The 17,246-nt window shown below is 60.4% G+C and carries 15 protein-coding genes; 10 read left to right on the top strand and 5 right to left on the bottom strand.

From position 1 onward, the window contains the following. The first annotated feature begins 8 nt into the window (after nt 1-8). From CKW21_RS10485 to hisC, 7 genes are all read left to right on the top strand, one after another. Nucleotides 9-662, top strand: a complete 654-nt coding sequence (locus tag CKW21_RS10485) for a phospholipid-binding protein MlaC (RefSeq protein WP_095193901.1) — start codon at nt 9-11, stop codon at nt 660-662. After that, nucleotides 659-964 carry a lipid asymmetry maintenance protein MlaB gene (locus CKW21_RS10480; protein WP_095193900.1) on the top strand — a complete coding sequence of 102 codons (306 nt, stop codon included), beginning with the start codon at nt 659-661 and terminating at the stop codon, nt 962-964. Before CKW21_RS10485 ends, CKW21_RS10480 begins: the two co-directional genes overlap by 4 nt. Nucleotides 965-1,078: 114 nt before the next feature. Then, complete coding sequence (locus CKW21_RS10475) at nt 1,079-1,318, top strand: BolA family protein (RefSeq protein ID WP_095193899.1); 240 nt, start codon at nt 1,079-1,081, stop codon at nt 1,316-1,318. A gap of 22 nt (nt 1,319-1,340) precedes the next feature. Continuing rightward, nucleotides 1,341-2,606, top strand: coding sequence for a UDP-N-acetylglucosamine 1-carboxyvinyltransferase (murA, locus tag CKW21_RS10470; protein ID WP_095193898.1), 1,266 nt, complete (start codon nt 1,341-1,343; stop codon nt 2,604-2,606). A gap of 129 nt (nt 2,607-2,735) precedes the next feature. Next, entirely contained in the window at nt 2,736-3,371 is a 636-nt protein-coding gene (hisG, locus tag CKW21_RS10465) for an ATP phosphoribosyltransferase (protein WP_095193897.1), read from the top strand. A gap of 126 nt (nt 3,372-3,497) precedes the next feature. Then, nucleotides 3,498-4,823 carry a histidinol dehydrogenase gene (hisD, locus tag CKW21_RS10460; RefSeq protein WP_095193896.1) on the top strand — a complete coding sequence of 442 codons (1,326 nt, stop codon included), beginning with the start codon at nt 3,498-3,500 and terminating at the stop codon, nt 4,821-4,823. A 2-nt stretch (nt 4,824-4,825) separates the two neighbouring features. Then, the gene (gene hisC / locus CKW21_RS10455; protein ID WP_095193895.1) at nt 4,826-5,878 is read left to right on the top strand and encodes a histidinol-phosphate transaminase; all 1,053 of its coding nucleotides are present in this window, start codon (nt 4,826-4,828) and stop codon (nt 5,876-5,878) included. A 122-nt stretch (nt 5,879-6,000) separates the two neighbouring features. Here the strand turns inward: hisC and CKW21_RS10450 are convergent, their stop codons facing one another. The 3 genes from CKW21_RS10450 to algW form a co-directional block, all read right to left on the bottom strand. Continuing rightward, entirely contained in the window at nt 6,001-6,720 is a 720-nt protein-coding gene (locus CKW21_RS10450) for a DUF4198 domain-containing protein (RefSeq protein ID WP_095193894.1), read from the bottom strand. Between the two features lie 12 nt (nt 6,721-6,732). After that, nucleotides 6,733-8,838, bottom strand: a complete 2,106-nt coding sequence (locus CKW21_RS10445) for a TonB-dependent siderophore receptor (RefSeq protein ID WP_095193893.1) — start codon at nt 8,836-8,838, stop codon at nt 6,733-6,735. Between the two features lie 87 nt (nt 8,839-8,925). Next, nucleotides 8,926-10,086, bottom strand: a complete 1,161-nt coding sequence (gene algW / locus CKW21_RS10440; RefSeq protein ID WP_095193892.1) for a Do family serine endopeptidase AlgW — start codon at nt 10,084-10,086, stop codon at nt 8,926-8,928. Between the two features lie 102 nt (nt 10,087-10,188). Here algW and CKW21_RS10435 point away from each other — a divergent pair, with 102 nt between their 5' ends. The 3 genes from CKW21_RS10435 to cysN all read left to right on the top strand — a co-directional run bounded on the left by CKW21_RS10435 (nt 10,189) and on the right by cysN (nt 14,022). Further along, complete coding sequence (locus tag CKW21_RS10435) at nt 10,189-10,947, top strand: Nif3-like dinuclear metal center hexameric protein (protein ID WP_095193891.1); 759 nt, start codon at nt 10,189-10,191, stop codon at nt 10,945-10,947. Between the two features lie 249 nt (nt 10,948-11,196). After that, the gene (gene cysD / locus CKW21_RS10425) at nt 11,197-12,114 is read left to right on the top strand and encodes a sulfate adenylyltransferase subunit CysD (RefSeq protein WP_095193889.1); all 918 of its coding nucleotides are present in this window, start codon (nt 11,197-11,199) and stop codon (nt 12,112-12,114) included. Between the two features lie 9 nt (nt 12,115-12,123). Continuing rightward, complete coding sequence (cysN, locus tag CKW21_RS10420; RefSeq protein WP_095193888.1) at nt 12,124-14,022, top strand: sulfate adenylyltransferase subunit CysN; 1,899 nt, start codon at nt 12,124-12,126, stop codon at nt 14,020-14,022. A 204-nt stretch (nt 14,023-14,226) separates the two neighbouring features. Here cysN and CKW21_RS10415 read toward each other — a convergent pair whose 3' ends face one another. After that, a complete protein-coding gene (locus CKW21_RS10415) occupies nt 14,227-15,132 on the bottom strand; it encodes an acyltransferase (RefSeq protein ID WP_095193887.1) in 906 nt (301 codons plus the stop codon). Next, the gene (gene pta / locus CKW21_RS10410; protein ID WP_095193886.1) at nt 15,133-17,232 is read right to left on the bottom strand and encodes a phosphate acetyltransferase; all 2,100 of its coding nucleotides are present in this window, start codon (nt 17,230-17,232) and stop codon (nt 15,133-15,135) included. Nucleotides 17,233-17,246: the final 14 nt, after the last annotated feature.

Raw genomic sequence — 17,246 nt, 5'->3', positions numbered from 1 at the left:
ATGTTTAAATGATCTCTACCTTGCGACGTGGCCTGTTGGTATTACTCGCGGCCTTGCCGTTGATGGCTAACGCCGTGGCGGCGCCTTCCGCGCACGAACTGGTACAGGACACCACCAACCGTTTGCTGGCCGATCTGGCAGCCAACAGGGAAAAGTACAAGCAGGATCCGCAGGATTTTTATGCGGCGCTCAACAGCATTGTCGGGCCTGTCGTGGATGCCGAGGGTATTTCCAAGAGCATCATGACCGTCAAATACTCGCGCAAGGCCACGCCTGAGCAAATGAAGACCTTTGAAGAAAACTTCAAAAAGGGTCTGTTTCAGTTCTATGGCAATGCCTTGCTCGAATACAACAACCAGGGCATCACCGTTGATCCTGCCAAGGACGAGTCGGGCGAGCGCACCAGCGTCGGCATGACCGTCAAAGGCAGCAATGGCGCGGTCTATCCGGTGTCCTACACCCTGGAAAAGGTCGGTGGCGAGTGGAAGCTGCGTAACGTCATCATCAATGGCATCAACATCGGCAAGCTGTTCCGCGATCAGTTCGCCGATGCGATGCAGCGCAATGGCAATGACCTGGACAAGACCATCAACGGATGGGCCGGGGAAGTCGCCAAGGCCAAGGAAACCGCTGAACAATCCACCGAGAAACAAACCCAATGAGTGAGTCGGCAGTCCAGATGGACGAAGCCGGCGAGCTGCGGCTCAGCGGCGTGCTGGATTACCGCACCGGTCCAGGCTTGCGAGAGCAGGGGCAGGCGTTGATCAAGGCGAGCAAGGCCGCGGCACTGGTGGTCGATTGTTCAGCGGTGACCAAGTCCAGCAGCGTCGGTCTATCCTTGTTGCTGTGTTTCATGCGCGATGCTCAGGCGACCGGCAAGTCGCTGAGCATCCGCGCGATGCCAGAAGACATGCGCGAAATCGCTCAGGTCAGTGAACTGACCGAGCTGTTGGCGCATTCCTAACCCGCATCGATAAAGAAGCCCCCCGTCAGAGTCCTGCTTCGCGGGGTTCGCAGGCGAGGGGCTTTTTTGTATGATGTCCGACCCGCGCGCACAGGGCGCCGATTGAGGTTGAGCATGCAGGCCGTAGAAGTGAAGAGCTTCCTTGAAGGAAAGCTGCCTAATACAAAGGTGGAAGTTGAAGGCGAAGGCTGCAATTTCCAGCTGAACGTGATTAGCGATGAACTGGCGGCGTTGAGCCCGGTCAAGCGTCAGCAGCAGATCTATGCCCATTTGAACCCATGGATCACCGATGGCAGCATCCATGCGGTCACTATGAAATTTTTCAGCAGCGCGGCCTGGGCCGAGCGCACCTGAGCCCAAGGGCGTCGAGATTCTTATGGATAAATTGATTATTACTGGCGGTGCTCGTCTTGACGGCGAAATCCGCATCTCCGGGGCAAAGAACTCTGCCCTGCCGATCCTGGCTGCCACCCTGCTGTGCGATGGTCCGGTGACCGTTGCCAACCTGCCGCACCTGCACGACATCACCACCATGATCGAACTGTTCGGTCGCATGGGGATCGAGCCGGTGATCGACGAGAAACTGGCCGTCGAAATCGACCCACGCACCATCAAGACCCTGATCGCTCCGTACGAACTGGTTAAAACCATGCGTGCGTCGATCCTGGTACTGGGCCCGATGGTTGCCCGTTTCGGTGAAGCCGAAGTGGCGTTGCCTGGCGGTTGCGCCATCGGTTCGCGTCCGGTTGACCTGCACATCCGCGGCCTGGAAGCCATGGGCGCGATCATCGACGTCGAAGGCGGCTACATCAAGGCCAAGGCCCCTGAAGGCGGCCTGCGCGGTGCGCACTTCTTCTTCGACACCGTCAGTGTGACCGGTACCGAAAACATCATGATGGCTGCTGCGCTGGCCAAGGGTCGCAGCGTACTGGCAAACGCCGCGCGCGAACCTGAAGTGGTCGACCTGGCGAACTTCCTGAACGCCATGGGCGCCAAGGTTTCCGGCGCGGGCACCGACACCATCACCATCGATGGCGTCGAGCGTCTGCACACCACCACTTACAAAGTGATGCCTGACCGTATCGAAACCGGCACCTACCTGGTTGCCGCTGCCGTGACCGGCGGTCGTGTGAAGGTCAAGGACACCGATCCGACCATCCTCGAAGCCGTTCTGGAAAAACTTCGTGAGTCGGGCGCAGAAATCACCTGCGGTGACGACTGGATCGAACTGAACATGCACGGCAAGCGGCCTAAAGCCGTCAACGTGCGAACCGCTCCGTACCCGGCGTTCCCGACCGACATGCAGGCGCAGTTCATCTCCCTCAACGCCATTGCCGAAGGCACCGGCGCTGTGATCGAGACGATCTTCGAAAACCGCTTCATGCACGTTTACGAACTGCACCGCATGGGCGCCAAGATCCAGGTCGAAGGCAACACCGCCATCGTCACCGGCACCGAAAAGCTCAAGGGCGCGCCAGTCATGGCCACCGACCTGCGTGCCTCGGCCAGCCTGGTGATCTCGGCGCTCATCGCCGAAGGCGACACCCTGATCGACCGCATCTACCACATCGACCGTGGTTACGAGTGCATCGAAGAGAAACTGCAGATGCTGGGCGCCAAGATCCGTCGCGTTCCGGGCTAGTTTCTGTTTCATGGGCATACGGATGTGCCCGCCGGTTTTGTTTCAAGTCGAGGCTGGCAACAGCCTCGATGTGTGTCCGGCGCCATTTGCGACCGGGCATCAGTAGCCTGATAAGGACTGACGTTTCCCATGTTGACCATCGCACTGTCCAAGGGCCGCATCCTTGACGACACCCTGCCGCTTCTGGCTGAAGCGGGCATCGTGCCGACCGAGAATCCGGACAAGAGCCGCAAGCTGATCATCCCCACGACCCAGGAAGATGTACGCCTGCTGATCGTGCGTGCCACCGACGTGCCGACGTATGTCGAGCATGGTGCCGCCGACCTGGGCGTCGCCGGTAAAGACGTGCTGATGGAATACGGTGGCCAGGGTCTGTACGAGCCGCTGGATCTGCAGATTGCCCAGTGCAAACTGATGACCGCCGGCAAGGTCGGCGCAATCGAACCCAAGGGCCGCCTGCGTATCGCCACCAAGTTCGTCAACGTTGCCAAGCGCTACTACGCCGAACAGGGTCGTCAGGTCGACATCATCAAGCTGTACGGCTCGATGGAACTGGCACCGCTGATCGGTCTGGCCGACAAGATCATCGACGTCGTCGACACCGGCAACACGCTGCGGGCCAACGGCCTGGAGCCACAGGATTTCATTGCCGCCATCAGCTCCCGGCTGATCGTCAATAAAGCTTCGATGAAAATGCAGCACGCCCGTATCCAGGCGTTGATCGACACCCTGCGCAAAGCAGTGGAGTCTCGACACCGCGGCTGATTCACCTGCGCGCCCGCAAGGCGCGCCCGTCTATCCGCCTCATAGCCAGAATTCTCAGGTGCCCAAGCGGAAACGACTGCTAAGTTAGGGCGCCTGAGTTTTTGCCAATTCTATGAGGCTCTCGCTATGACCGCACCGACTGCAATTCGCCGACTCAATGCTGCTGACCCGGATTTCGCACATCATCTGGATCATCTGCTGAGCTGGGAAAGTGTGTCTGACGACTCGGTCAATCAGCGCGTGCTGGACATCATCAAAGCCGTGCGCGAGCGTGGCGATGCGGCGCTGGTGGATTTCACCCGCCAGTTCGATGGCCTGGACGTGAAAACCATGGCCGACCTGATTCTGCCGCGCGAACGCCTGGAACTGGCGCTTACGCGCATTACCGTGGAGCAGCGCGAGGCCCTGGAGAAAGCCGCGGCCCGCGTGCGCAGCTATCACGAAAAGCAGAAACAGGACTCCTGGAGCTACACCGAAGCCGACGGCACCGTGCTGGGCCAGAAGGTCACGCCGCTGGACCGCGCCGGCTTGTACGTTCCGGGCGGCAAGGCGTCGTACCCGTCGTCGGTACTGATGAACGCGATTCCGGCCAAGGTTGCCGGAGTGACCGAAGTGGTCATGGTGGTGCCGACCCCGCGCGGTGAAATCAACGAACTGGTGCTGGCCGCTGCCTGCATCGCCGGTGTGGACCGCGTGTTCACCATCGGTGGCGCGCAAGCGGTCGCCGCATTGGCCTACGGTACCGAAAGCGTGCCGAAGGTCGACAAGGTGGTGGGGCCGGGCAATATCTATGTCGCCACCGCCAAGCGTCATGTGTTTGGCCAGGTCGGTATCGACATGATTGCAGGCCCGTCGGAGATCCTCGTGGTATGCGACGGCAAGACCGATCCGGACTGGATCGCCATGGACCTGTTCTCCCAGGCCGAACACGACGAAGACGCCCAGGCGATTCTGGTCAGCCCGGATGCCGCATTCCTCGACCAGGTCGCCGCCAGCATTGCCAAACTGCTGCCGACCATGGAGCGCGCCGCGATCATCGAAACCTCGATCAATGGCCGTGGTGCGCTGATTCAGGTGCGTGACATGGAACAGGCCATGGAAGTGGCCAACCGCATTGCGCCAGAGCACCTTGAGTTGTCGGTTGCCGATCCGCAGGCCTGGTTGCCGCAGATCCGCCACGCCGGCGCGATCTTCATGGGCCGCCACACCTCCGAAGCCCTGGGCGACTACTGCGCAGGTCCCAACCACGTATTGCCGACTTCCGGTACGGCGCGGTTCTCGTCGCCGCTGGGTGTGTACGATTTCCAAAAGCGTTCGTCGATCATCTTCTGCTCCGAATCCGGCGCTTCCGAGCTGGGCAAGACCGCCTCGGTGCTGGCCCGTGGCGAATCGCTGAGTGCTCATGCGCGTAGCGCCGAGTACCGCATCATTGACGACAAGCAGGGGAACTGAGCATGAGTAAATTCTGGAGCCCGTTCGTCAAGAATCTGGTGCCTTACGTACCGGGCGAGCAGCCGAAACTGGCGAAACTGGTGAAGCTCAACACCAACGAAAACCCGTACGGTCCATCGCCGAAAGCGTTGGCGGCGATGCAAACCGAACTGAATGACAACCTGCGTCTGTACCCGGACCCGAACAGTGACGTGCTGAAAAACGCAGTTGCCAGGTACTACGGCGTGCAGACCAATCAGGTGTTCCTCGGCAACGGTTCCGACGAAGTGCTGGCGCACATCTTCCACGGCTTGCTGCAGCACGATCAGCCGCTGTTGTTCCCGGACATCAGCTACAGCTTCTATCCGGTTTACTGCGGTTTGTACGGTATCCAGTTCGACGCGGTGCCGCTGGATGAGCAATTCCAGATCAACCCGGCGGACTACGCCAAACCGAACGGCGGGATCATCTTCCCCAACCCGAACGCACCGACCGGTTGCCTCCTGGCGCTGGACGCTGTCGAACAGATCCTCAAGGCCAGCCCGGACTCGGTGGTCGTGGTGGACGAGGCTTACATCGACTTCGGCGGGGAAACGGCGATCAGTCTGGTCGACCGTTATCCAAACCTGCTGGTGACACAGACCTTGTCCAAGTCCCGTTCTCTGGCCGGTCTGCGTGTCGGCCTGGCGGTGGGGCATCCGGACCTGATCGAGGCGCTGGAGCGGATCAAGAACAGCTTCAACTCCTATCCATTGGATCGCATGGCGAATGTCGGCGCGGCAGCGGCTTTCGAGGACCGCGAGTATTTCGACAAGACCTGTCGCCTGGTGATCGAGCACCGTGAATGGGTGGTCGCGCAATTACAGGCCAAGGGCTTTGAAGTGCTGCCGTCGGCGGCGAACTTCATTTTTGCCCGGCACCCGCAGCATGATGCAGCGGGATTGGCGGCGAAGCTGCGCGAGCAGGGCGTGATCGTGCGGCACTTCAAGCAGCAGCGGATTGCCCAGTTCCTGCGGATCTCGATTGGTACGCCGGAGCAGAATCAGGCGCTGATCGACGGCCTCGGCGAGCTTTAATCCAGTACAGGACCTGTGGGAGCGAGCCTGCTCGCGAAGAGGCCATAACCTTCAACATCATCGTTGACGGTTAAACCGCTTTCGCGAGCAGGCTCGCTCCCACAGTTTTTTTGTAATGGCTTTTACTCGTGATGCGGCTCGCCCAGGAACGTCAGCGAACTGAACAACCCTCGGCTATTCACATCTGCGCTGTCCTTCACCGGCACTTCGACCTGCGCCGAAATCACATTCAACCCTTCATTACGTACCAGCACCTGCGCCCGACCGTCCTTGTCGGTTTCGGTGGTCAGGGTGTTCGGCGCGTTCCGATAGTCGCCAACCAGCTTCACGCCTGCCGCCGGTTTGCCATCCAGTAGCACCCGGACCGGCAGCGAGTTGCCCGGTCCAACGGTCAGCGGATCGACCTCCGGCTGGATCAGCAACTTGATCTGATCAAGTTTCGGCAGCTTTGCCCCCGGCTGAAAGATCGCCAGGCTGTACTTGAATGTTTCCGTGGATTCGATGGCGCCGGGCACTTTGCTGCGTCCCTCGTTGATCCATTTTTTGTCAGCGGTTTGCGACCACATGCCGTTGTTCAGCGCCACCGCGATGACGGCGGGTGGTTTCAGCGGTTGCAGGCGTGCGTGATCGGCCAGGCGCTGCACCGTGACCGGAATCATTTTTCCATTGCCGTCGTAGGCCCAGGCGCCGCTGATTTTCTGGGCCTTGAACGCATTGTCCTCGGCGCCATGGCCGTAGATCACTTCGATGTTACCGCGGCGTTGTTCGGTCCAAAGACCATGGGCCGAGACCTGAGTGGCGAACAGCAAGCCGAGTAGCGCCAGGGGTTTGAGAGGGTGCATGGGGACGTCCTTTTACAGAGTGAGTGTCAGGCTGACGGTGAAATTGCGCGGCTCACCGGGGTTGACCCAGTAGTTGCTGTACGAGCGCTCGAAGTATTTCTCGTCGAAAACATTGTTCAGGTTCAGCCCCACCGTGACGTTTTCGCTGGCCTTGTAATGGGCGAGCAGGTCGACGGTGTGGTAGGCCGGCAGCTCGAAGTCGCTACCGGCTTCGCCCGAGCGGTCGCCGACATAAGTGAAGGCTGCGCCGACGTCCGAACCGCGTAAGTGGCCGTCCTGAAATTCGTAAACGCCCAACAGGCTGCCGCTGCGCTTGGCCACGCCGAGAATTCGGCTGCCCGTGGGAATGACTTTGTCGCCCTGGGTGACTTCAGCGTCGATGTAGGCGAAGGCGCCGATCACCCGTACCGCATCGGTGACTTGCCCGGCGACTTGCCAATCGAAACCCCGGCTGCGCGCCTTGCCCATGGCGCGGCTGGTGTCGGTACCCGGATCAAGGGCAAGGACGTTTTCCTTCTCGATATGGAAAGCGGCAAGGGTGCTGCTCAAGCGCTGGTCGAACAGCTCGCTCTTGATGCCGACTTCATAGCCGACGCCTTCTTCCGGGTCGAAGGATTTGCCGGCGGCGTCCAGACCGTTATTGGGTTTGAACGAAGTGGAAGCATTGGCGAACAGGCCCACTTCAGGTGTCAGCTGATAGAGCAGGCCGGCCCGTTGGGTCAGGGCATCGTGACGCTGGCGGCTGGTGGCGCTGCGGGAGTGGTCGTCGATGCGCTGCTCGAACTGTTCGAAGCGCGCGCCAAGCATGCCCCGCAGCTTGTCGGTGAAGATGATCTGATCCTGCAGGTTCAGCGCTCGGCTTTCGACGTGTTCGAAGAAGTCCGTGCCGGAACGTGTGCCGTTGGGTTTCGGCTGGCCGTAGATCGGGTTGTAGATGTCGATGGCATAGGGGCTGCCAGCGATGGTCGTGACCCGCTCGTCCTTGCGATAGTTCTCATACTCACTGCCGATCAGCAGTTCGTGCTGCCAGTCACCGAGGTCGAACAGGCCGCGCAGTTCGAGCTGGGTGATGCTGTCGTACCAGTTGTTGTCACGCTCGCGGTAGCGACGGTTGACGGTATGGCCGTCAGCATTCAGCGGGCGCGACTCGGAGGCGAAACCCCAGAGCTTCCCTTCCTTGTAGTGACTGGCCAGACGCAGCTTCCAGGTGTCGTTGAGCTGATGTTCGAGCGCGGCCTGCAGCAGATTGTTGTGGTTGTCGATGTCACCGTCGTTGGGTTCGCCGAGGAAGGTCGAACGGGAAACGCCGCTCCACGTATTGTTCGGTGCGACGATGCCGCGGTCGAAGGTAGAGCTGTGCCGGACGAATTCGCTTTCCACCAACAGGCTGGTATCGGGATTCAGTTGCCAACTGAAAGAGGGCGCCACGAACACTCGCTGGCTGTCGACGTGATCGCGGAAGCTGTGGTTGTCCTCGACGGCCAGATTGACCCGTGACAACACATTGCCGTTTTCATCCAGCGGCGTGTTGACGTCCAGCGCGGTTCGGTAGCGATCCCAACTGCCGGCGCTGGTTTGCAGCGTAGCGAAGGCGTCGGCCTGTGGCTTCTTGGTGACAATGTTCACCGTGCCACCAGGATCGCCCCGCCCATAGAGGCTGGCCGCCGGCCCTTTGAGGACCTCGATGCGTTCGATGTTGGCCACGTCCGGCGTGCTCGGATAGCCGCGGTTGGCGCTGAAGCCGTCCTTGTAAAACTCCGACGTGGTGAAGCCGCGCACGCTGTATTCGTAAAGCGTCAGGCCGCCAAAGTTGTTCTGCTTCGACACACCGCCGGCAAAATCCAGCGCACGTTCGACGCTGGTGCTGCCCAGGTCTTTGAGTACGCTGGCAGGAATCACGCTGATCGATTGCGGGATGTCGCGGATGGCCGTGTCAGTCTTGGTCGCGCTGGAGGAGCGGGTGGCGCGATAGCCATGGACCGGCCCGGTGGGGGATTCGTAATCGGAAGTGACGCTGATGGCGTCCAGTTCGAGGGTTCGGGATTCTTCGGCCAGGAGCGGATTTCCCAGCAGGCCGAAGGCGAATCCGACGAGGGAAGCCTTTGTTCGAGACGACATGTTATGTTGTTCCAATTGCAGTAATTGAAACAATATAACATGTCTAATGAGAATGTCTTCCAATAGCCCGAGATTCTCGGGCCAGGTTCAGTTCTCTTCTTTTTCCTTGACCGGCGCGGGTGGTGGACGCAGACCGATTTCTGCCGTGAGCTTGAGTTCCTTGCCGTTGCGCATCACCAGCACCGTGACCTTATCGGTCGGCTTGATCCGTGCGACCTGGTTCATCGAACGGCGACCATCGCCGGCCGGTTCGCCATCGATGGAGAGGATCACATCGCCCAATTGCAGACCGGCCTTCTGTGCCGGGCCGTCGCGGAAAATCCCGGCGACGACGATACCCGGACGTCCCGACAGACCAAAGGATTCCGCCAGTTCCTGGGACAATGGCTGCACTTCAATGCCCAACCAGCCGCGAATCACCTGTCCGTGTTCGATGATCGACTTCATCACCTCCATCGCCAGTTTGACCGGAATCGCGAAACCGATGCCCTGGGAGCCGCCGGACTTGGAGAAAATCGCGGTGTTGATGCCGGTCAGGTTGCCGTTGGCGTCCACCAGCGCGCCGCCGGAGTTGCCGGGGTTGATGGCAGCGTCGGTCTGAATGAAGTCTTCGTAGTTGTTCAAGCCCAGCTGATTGCGCCCGGTGGCGCTGATGATGCCCATGGTCACGGTCTGGCCGACGCCGAAGGGGTTGCCGATGGCCAGCGTCACGTCGCCGATGCGGATATTGTCGGAGCGGCCGACAGTGATCGCAGGAAGATTCTTCAAGTCGATCTTCAACACCGCGAGGTCGGTTTCCGGGTCGCTGCCAATCACCCGGGCCAGGGTTTCACGGCCGTCCTTGAGGGCCACCACGATCTGGTCGGCACCGCTGGTCACGTGGTTGTTGGTCAGAATGTAGCCTTCCGGGCTCATGATCACGCCGGAGCCCAGGCTCGATTCCATGCGTTTCTGCTTGGGTGAGTTGTCACCGAAGAAGCGGCGGAACTGCGGATCTTCAAACAGTGGATGGTTGGGTTTGTTGATGACTTTGGTGGTGTACAGGTTCACCACCGACGGCGCGGCGGTGGTCACTGCGTCGGAATAGGACACCGGGCCCTGCTGCATGCTGGTGGTTTGCGGGGCTTGTTGCAGGTTGACGTCTAGGCTAGGAAGCCCGACCCACTGCGGGTAACGCTGGATGATTAACAGAGCGACAAGCACGCCGGCCAACAACGGCCAGCCGGAAAAACGCAGCGCCTTGAGCATTAAGCACGTCCTGAAAGGTTGCAGGCGGTTAGAGACCGCCCATAATGTCGCGCATTATACGAGGCCGCGCGCGCCTCTGAACGGGATATTTAGGAGTCTTTTATGGCCGTCGCCCTGAGCACACTCGTCGAAGAAGCCGACCGTTACCTGAACAGCGCCAGGATTGCCGATTATTGCCCCAACGGCCTGCAGGTCGAGGGCCGGCCGCAAGTGATGCGCATTGTCAGTGGCGTCACGGCCAGCCAGGCATTGCTCGATGCCGCGGTTGAAGCCAGCGCCGATCTGGTGCTGGTGCATCACGGCTACTTCTGGAAGGGCGAAAATCCGTGTATCACCGGCATGAAGCAACGTCGCCTGAAGACCTTGCTCAAGCACGACATCAGCCTGTTGTCCTATCACTTGCCGCTGGATCTGCACCCGGATGTCGGCAACAACGTGCAACTGGCGCGTCAGCTCGACATCACTGTCGAAGGCCCGCTCGATCCTGACAATCTGAAAATCGTCGGCCTGGTCGGCTCGTTGAACGACCCGATGACGCCCCGGGACTTCGCCCGTCGCGTGCAAGAGGTCATGGGCCGCGAGCCATTGCTGGTCGAAGGCAGCGCGATGATTCGCCGAGTCGGTTGGTGCACCGGTGGCGGCCAGGGCTACATCGATCAGGCGATCCTGGCGGGTGTCGATTTGTACCTCAGCGGCGAAGCCTCCGAACAAACCTTCCACAGCGCCCGGGAAAACGACATCAGCTTCATCGCCGCCGGCCACCATGCCACCGAGCGCTATGGCGTGCAGGCGCTGGGCGATTACCTGGCGCGGCGGTTTGCCCTTGAGCACATCTTCATCGATTGCCCGAATCCGATTTGAATCCACCCCCTATCCCCTGTGGGAGCGAGCCGGCTCGCGAAGGCTGCATCGCATTCACCATTGATGTGTCTGACACGCCGTCTTCGCGAGCAGGCTCGCTCCCACAGGGGCAGGGCGGCCAAACGGGCAGGCATATTCATATACCCTTTCGATCTAGTCGGTGCCCTGATTAGAAGCGGTCGCTGTGCTAGGATTCCCCGCTCGAACACGGCCCGCTGGCCGTTCATAAGAAAGATTTCGTGAGTAGCCATGGTCGACAAACTGACGCATCTGAAACAGCTGGAGGCGGAAAGCATCCACATCATCCGCGAGGTGGCCGCCGAGTTCGACAACCCGGTGATGCTGTACTCCATCGGTAAAGACTCCGCCGTGATGCTGCACCTGGCACGCAAGGCATTCTTCCCCGGCAAGCTGCCGTTTCCGGTGATGCACGTCGACACCCAGTGGAAATTCCAGGAGATGTACAGCTTCCGCGACAAGATGGTCGCCGAGCTGGGCCTGGACCTGATCACCCACGTCAACCCGGAAGGCGTTGCGCAGGGCATCAACCCGTTCACCCACGGCAGTGCCAAGCACACCGACATCATGAAGACCGAAGGCCTGAAACAGGCATTGGACAAGCATGGTTTCGACGCGGCCTTCGGCGGTGCCCGTCGCGATGAAGAGAAGTCCCGCGCCAAGGAGCGCGTGTACTCGTTCCGCGACAGCAAGCACCGCTGGGACCCGAAAAACCAGCGTCCCGAGCTGTGGAACGTCTACAACGGCAAGGTCAACAAGGGCGAGTCTATCCGCGTCTTCCCGCTGTCGAACTGGACCGAGCTGGACATCTGGCAGTACATCTACCTTGAAGGCATCCCGATCGTGCCGCTGTATTTTGCCGCCGAACGCGATGTCATCGAGAAGAACGGCACGCTGATCATGATCGACGACGAGCGCATCCTCGAACACCTGAGCGATGAAGACAAAGCCCGCATCGTCAAAAAGAAAGTGCGTTTCCGTACCCTTGGCTGCTACCCGTTGACGGGCGCGGTGGAGTCCGAGGCCGAAAGCCTCACGGACATCATTCAGGAAATGCTCCTGACGCGAACTTCCGAGCGCCAGGGCCGTGTCATCGACCACGATGGCGCAGGCTCGATGGAAGACAAAAAACGTCAAGGTTATTTCTAAGGGGCTGTCATGTCGCATCAATCTGATTTGATCAGCGAGGACATCCTCGCCTACCTGGGCCAGCACGAACGTAAAGAGCTGCTGCGCTTTTTGACCTGCGGTAACGTCGACGACGGCAAGAGCACCCTGATCGGGCGTCTGCTGCACGACTCCAAGATGATCTACGAAGATCACCTGGAAGCGATCACCCGCGACTCGAAAAAAGTCGGCACCACCGGCGAAGACATCGACCTGGCATTGCTGGTCGACGGCCTGCAGGCCGAGCGTGAGCAAGGCATCACCATCGATGTCGCCTACCGCTATTTCTCCACCGCCAAGCGCAAATTCATCATCGCCGACACTCCCGGCCATGAGCAGTACACCCGCAACATGGCCACCGGTGCGTCCACCTGTGACCTGGCGATCATCCTGGTCGACGCCCGTTACGGCGTGCAGACCCAGACCCGTCGCCACAGCTTCATCGCCTCCTTGCTGGGCATCAAGCACATCGTCGTCGCCATCAACAAGATGGACCTCAAGGACTTCGACCAAGGCGTGTTCGAGTCGATCAAGGCCGACTACCTGAAGTTCGCCGAAGGCTTGAAGATGAAGCCGACCAGCATGCACTTCGTGCCGATGTCAGCCCTCAAGGGTGACAACGTGGTGAACAAGTCCGAGCGTTCGCCGTGGTACACCGGCCAGTCGCTGATGGAAATTCTGGAGACCGTGGAAGTGGCGGGAGACCGCAACTTCACCGACCTGCGTTTCCCGGTGCAATACGTCAACCGTCCGAACCTGAACTTCCGTGGTTTCGCCGGCACCCTGGCCAGCGGCATCGTCAAGAAGGGCGACGAAGTCGTGGTGCTGCCGTCGGGCAAGAGTAGCCGCGTGAAATCCATCGTCACCTTTGAAGGTGAACTGGAACATGCCGGTCCGGGTCAGGCAGTAACGCTGACCATGGAAGACGAAATCGACATCTCCCGTGGCGACCTGCTGGTCCATGCCGACAACGTCCCGCCCGTCACCGACAGTTTCGAAGCGATGCTGGTGTGGATGGCTGAAGAGCCGATGCTGCCGGGCAAGAAATACGACATCAAGCGCGCCACCAGTTACGTGCCGGGCTCCATCGCCAGCATCGTCAACAAGGTCGACGTGAACACCCTGGAAGAAGGCCCGGCCAGCGCGTTGCAGCTGAACGAAATCGGCAAGGTCAAGATCGCGCTCGATGCGCCGATTGCCCTCGACGGTTACGACAGCAACCGCACCACCGGCGCGTTCATCATCATCGATCGCCTGACCAACGGCACCGTCGGCGCCGGCATGATCGTCGCGCAACCGGTGGCGCATGGCACCAGCACGCACCACGGCAAACTGGCTCACGTTGCCACCGAAGAACGCGCTCAGCGCTTCGGCCAGCAACCGGCCACCGTGTTGTTCAGCGGCTTGTCGGGCGCGGGCAAAAGCACCCTTGCCTACGCCGTTGAGCGCAAGTTGTTCGACCTGGGCCGTGCAGTGTTTGTGCTCGATGGCCAGAACCTGCGTCACGACCTGAACAAAGGTCTGCCACAGGATCGCGCCGGGCGTACCGAGAACTGGCGTCGTGCCGCGCACGTGGCGCGTCAGTTCAACGAAGCCGGTTTGCTGACCCTGGCGGCGTTCGTTGCGCCGAGTGCCGAAGGGCGTGAGCAGGCTCGGGAGCTGATCGGCAAGGAGCGTCTGCTGACGGTCTACGTCCAGGCTTCGCCGACGGTCTGTGCCGAGCGTGACCCGCAAGGTTTGTACGCGGCAGCCGGGGATAACATCCCGGGCGAATCCTTCCCGTACGACGTGCCGCTGGATGCCGATCTGGTGATCGACACCCAGTCCGTGTCGCTGGAAGAGGGCGTCAAGCAGGTGCTGGAACTGTTGCGTAAACGCGGCGCGATCTAGGATAGAAGCAGCGACAAGCTATAAGCTTCAAGCTGCAAGAAAAAACCGCCGATGAGTGATCATCGGCGGTTTTTTTTTGTGTCCTTCAGATTGCTATCGCTGGCAAGCCAGCTCCCACAGGTTTCCCGGCCGTACAAAACATTTGTATTCACTGAACAATACTGTGGGAGCTGGCTTGCCAGCGATAAGGTCGGTACAGGCGCCTCAGGACTTAGCTGGATACTCCCGATGCATCTGCCCCAACAACGCATCCTTGTCCTGCCACAACTGATTGATCCAGCCCTGGAACTGCAAGCGGTACTCACCGTCCTGGTCGTAGTTCTTGCCGATGAACTGCGGCGCAATCTTCAGTTCTTCAAAATGCACCACCACATCCTTCACGTTCCCGCACAGCAAGTCCCAGAAGCCCGGGCGACCGGCCGGGTAGTGGATGGTCACGTTGACGATCGATTCAAGCTGCTCGCCCATCGCATCCAACACAAACGCAATGCCACCGGCCTTGGGTTTGAGCAGATACTTGAACGATGACTGCTGCTGGGCATGCTTGCCTTCGGTAAAGCGCGTGCCTTCAACGAAATTGAAAATGCCGACCGGGTTATCACGGAATTTCGCGCAGGTCTTGCGAGTGGTTTCCAGGTCCTTGCCTTTCTTTTCCGGGTGCTTTTCCAGATACGCCTTGGAGTAGCGTTTCATGAACGGAAAGCCCAGCGCCCACCACGCCAGTCCAATCACCGGCACCCAGATCAGCTCTTGCTTGAGGAAGAACTTCAGCGGCTGGATACGCCGATTGAGCACGTACTGCAGCACCAGAATGTCGACCCAGCTCTGGTGGTTGCTGGTGATCAGGTAGGAGTGCTGATAGTCGAGGCCTTGCAGGCCGCTGAGGTGCCAGCGGGTGCGGCAAACCAGGTTCATCCAGCCTTTGTTGATACTGATCCAGGCTTCATGGGTATGACTCATCAGCCAGCGCGCCAAGCGCTGGGTGGGGGCAAACGGCAACACTTTGACCAGCGCCACACAAAACAGAAACGAGCAGAGCAAAATCGTGTTCAGCGCCAACAGCAGCGCGGCGATCACACCGCGCACGGGTGCAGGTAGAAAATCCAGCATTTAAACATCCATAGGTCGGTTGGCAGCCTGGATCGCGGTCAACGCGATGGTGTAGACGATGTCATCGACTTGCGCGCCGCGCGGCAAGTCGTTCACCGGTTTGCGCAAGCCTTGCAGCATCGGCCCGAGGCTGACGCAATCAGCGCTGCGCTGCACGGCTTTGTGGGTGGTGTTGCCGGTGTTGAGGTCCGGGAACACGAACACCGTCGCGCGACCGGCCACCTGGCTGTTCGGCGCCAACTGCCGGGCCACGGTTTCGTTGGCGGCGGCGTCGTACTGCAACGGGCCGTCGATCAGCAGCGAGTGTTGCTGTTCATGGGCGAGCAATGTCGCTTCGCGGACCTTCTCGACTTCTTCGCCGCTGGCCGACTCACCGCTGGAATAGCTGATCATCGCCACCCGTGGGGTGATGCCGAATGCCGCCGCCGAGTCGGCGCTTTGCAAGGCGATTTCCGCCAGTTCAGTGGCGCTCGGGTGCGGGTTCATCACGCAGTCGCCGTAGACCAGCACTTCTTCGGGAAACAGCATGAAGAACACCGACGACACCAGGGTGCAGCCCGGCGCCGTCTTGATCAGCTGCAGGGCAGGGCGAATGGTATTGGCGGTGGAGTGAATGACGCCCGACACCAGGCCGTCGACTTCATCCAGTGCCAGCATCATGGTGCCGATCACCACGGTGTCTTCCAGTTGCTGCTCGGCCATCGGTGCGTTGAGGCTTTTGCTTTTGCGCAGTGCAACCATCGGCTCGACGTAGCGCTCGCGGATCAGGTCCGGATCGAGGATTTCCAGCCCCGGTGGCAGTTCGATGCCTTGGGCGCGAGCGACCGCTTCGACGTCGGCCGGCTTGGCGAGCAATACACAGCGGGCAATGCCACGGGCCTGGCAAATCGCCGCGGCTTGCACGGTCAACGGCTCACTGCCTTCTGGCAGGACGATGCGCTTGTTGGCGTTCTGCGCGCGCTGGATCAACTGGTAGCGGAACACTGCCGGTGACAGGCGCATCTCCCGTGGCGTGCCACAGCGCTGGTGCAGCCAGTTGGCGTCCAGATGGCTGGCGACGAAGTCGGTGATGATCTCTGCGCGCTCGCGGTCGTCGATCGGGATTTCCTTGTTCAGGCCGTTCAACTGGTTGGCGGTGTCGTAGGAGCCGGTGCTCACCGACAACACCGGCAGACCGGCCTGCAAGGCGCCACGGCACAGGTCCATGATGCGCGGGTCGGGCAGGGTGTCGCTGGTCAGCAGCAGGCCGGCCAGGGGCACACCGTTCATGGCCGCGAGGCTCACAGCGAGAATGATGTCGTCGCGATCGCCGGGGGTCACCACCAGCACGCCGGGTTTGAGCAGTTCCACGGTGTTGCGCATGGTGCGTGCGCAAATGATGATGTTGGTCATGCGCCGGGTTTCATAGTCGCCGGCGTTGAGCACCTGGGCGCCCATCAGGTCGGCCACGTCGCGAGTGCGCGGGGCATTCAGTTCCGGCCGGAACGGAATGCAGCCCAGCAGGCGGAAATCGCCACTGCGCAACAGCGGCGAATGTTCTTTCAGGCGCGCGGCAAAGGCCTCCATGCTTTCATCTGTCTTGACCTTGTTGAGGATCACGCCGAGGACTTTCGGATCTTTCGGGCCGCCAAACAACTGCGCCTGCAATTCCACACGACCGGAAAGTTCGGTCAGCACTTCGTTTTCCGGCGCCGACACCAGGATCACTTCGGCGTCGAGGCTCTTGGCCAGATGCAGATTGACCCGCGCGGCATAGCTGGCGCTTCGGGTCGGCACCATGCCCTCGACGATCAACACGTCCTTGCCGATGGCGGCCTGCTGATAAAGGGTGATGATCTCTTCGAGCAATTCGTCCAGCTGACCATCGCCGAGCATCCGTTCGACATGGGCCAGGCCCAGCGGCTGCGGCGGTTTCAGGCCGTGGGTGCGGGCCACCAGTTCGGTGGAGCGCTCGGGCCCCGTGTCACCCGGATGCGGCTGGGCAATCGGTTTGAAGAAGCCGACCTTGAGGCCGGCGCGCTCAAGGGTACGCACCAGCCCGAGGCTGATGGAGGTCAGGCCCACGCCAAAATCGGTGGGTGCGATAAAAAAAGTTTGCATGCGGATTCTCTAAG

Source organism: Pseudomonas sp. Irchel 3A7 (assembly GCF_900187565.1).
In the GTDB taxonomy this organism is placed as follows: Bacteria; Pseudomonadota; Gammaproteobacteria; order Pseudomonadales; family Pseudomonadaceae; genus Aquipseudomonas.
Note: the sequence above shows the minus strand (reverse complement) of the source record. Positions and strands in the feature narration are given on the sequence as shown.

Bases quoted from the DNA above. Each gene is read 5' to 3' on its own strand.
- CKW21_RS10485 (WP_095193901.1), top strand. From the start codon at position 9: ATGATCTCTACCTTGCGACGTGGCCTGTTGGTATTACTCGCGGCCTTG.
- CKW21_RS10480 (WP_095193900.1), top strand. From the start codon at position 659: ATGAGTGAGTCGGCAGTCCAGATGGACGAAGCCGGCGAGCTGCGGCTC.
- CKW21_RS10475 (WP_095193899.1), top strand. From the start codon at position 1,079: ATGCAGGCCGTAGAAGTGAAGAGCTTCCTTGAAGGAAAGCTGCCTAAT.
- murA (WP_095193898.1), top strand. From the start codon at position 1,341: ATGGATAAATTGATTATTACTGGCGGTGCTCGTCTTGACGGCGAAATC.
- hisG (WP_095193897.1), top strand. From the start codon at position 2,736: ATGTTGACCATCGCACTGTCCAAGGGCCGCATCCTTGACGACACCCTG.
- hisD (WP_095193896.1), top strand. From the start codon at position 3,498: ATGACCGCACCGACTGCAATTCGCCGACTCAATGCTGCTGACCCGGAT.
- hisC (WP_095193895.1), top strand. From the start codon at position 4,826: ATGAGTAAATTCTGGAGCCCGTTCGTCAAGAATCTGGTGCCTTACGTA.
- CKW21_RS10450 (WP_095193894.1), bottom strand. From the start codon at position 6,720: ATGCACCCTCTCAAACCCCTGGCGCTACTCGGCTTGCTGTTCGCCACT.
- CKW21_RS10445 (WP_095193893.1), bottom strand. From the start codon at position 8,838: ATGTCGTCTCGAACAAAGGCTTCCCTCGTCGGATTCGCCTTCGGCCTG.
- algW (WP_095193892.1), bottom strand. From the start codon at position 10,086: ATGCTCAAGGCGCTGCGTTTTTCCGGCTGGCCGTTGTTGGCCGGCGTG.
- CKW21_RS10435 (WP_095193891.1), top strand. From the start codon at position 10,189: ATGGCCGTCGCCCTGAGCACACTCGTCGAAGAAGCCGACCGTTACCTG.
- cysD (WP_095193889.1), top strand. From the start codon at position 11,197: ATGGTCGACAAACTGACGCATCTGAAACAGCTGGAGGCGGAAAGCATC.
- cysN (WP_095193888.1), top strand. From the start codon at position 12,124: ATGTCGCATCAATCTGATTTGATCAGCGAGGACATCCTCGCCTACCTG.
- CKW21_RS10415 (WP_095193887.1), bottom strand. From the start codon at position 15,132: ATGCTGGATTTTCTACCTGCACCCGTGCGCGGTGTGATCGCCGCGCTG.
- pta (WP_095193886.1), bottom strand. From the start codon at position 17,232: ATGCAAACTTTTTTTATCGCACCCACCGATTTTGGCGTGGGCCTGACC.